General features: G+C 51.2%; 1 rRNA gene. It reads right to left on the bottom strand.

Annotated elements, in window-relative coordinates:
* Positions 1–921 (bottom strand): 23S ribosomal RNA (locus PVK70_RS18750); the annotation flags it as partial.

Below are 921 nucleotides of genomic sequence, written 5' to 3'. Positions count from 1 at the left end.
ACTTGAACTTGGACGACCGTCGCCAAGCCCACCTAGCCTTCTCCGTCCCCCCATCGCAATTGTAAGAAGTACGGGAATATTAACCCGTTTCCCATCGACTACGCCTTTCGGCCTCGCCTTAGGGGTCGACTTACCCTGCCCCGATTAACGTTGGACAGGAACCCTTGGTCTTCCGGCGAGCGGGTTTTTCACCCGCTTTATCGTTACTCATGTCAGCATTCGCACTTCTGATACGTCCAGCACGCTTTACAACGCACCTTCAACCGCTTACAGAACGCTCCCCTACCCAATACAGTAAACTGTATTGCCGCAGCTTCGGTGTATAGTTTAGCCCCGTTACATCTTCCGCGCAGGCCGACTCGACCAGTGAGCTATTACGCTTTCTTTAAATGATGGCTGCTTCTAAGCCAACATCCTGGCTGTCTGAGCCTTCCCACATCGTTTCCCACTTAACTATAACTTTGGGACCTTAGCTGGCGGTCTGGGTTGTTTCCCTCTCCACGACGGACGTTAGCACCCGCCGTGTGTCTCCCGGATAGTACTTACTGGTATTCGGAGTTTGCAAAGGGTTGGTAAGTCGGGATGACCCCCTAGCCTTAACAGTGCTCTACCCCCAGTAGTATTCGTCCGAGGCTCTACCTAAATAGATTTCGGGGAGAACCAGCTATCTCCAGGTTTGATTGGCCTTTCACCCCTAGCCACAAGTCATCCGCTAATTTTTCAACATTAGTCGGTTCGGTCCTCCAATTGATGTTACTCAATCTTCAACCTGCCCATGGCTAGATCACCTGGTTTCGGGTCTATATCCAGAGACTGAACGCCCAGTTAAGACTCGGTTTCCCTACGGCTCCCCTAAACGGTTAACCTTGCCACTGAATATAAGTCGCTGACCCATTATACAAAAGGTACGCAGTCACACCA

This window comes from Aliivibrio sp. A6, assembly GCF_028765505.1.
Lineage (GTDB): Bacteria > Pseudomonadota > Gammaproteobacteria > Enterobacterales > Vibrionaceae > Aliivibrio > Aliivibrio finisterrensis_A.
The sequence above is the reverse complement of the archived record's forward strand: the minus strand, read 5'-3'. Positions and strand labels throughout refer to the sequence as shown.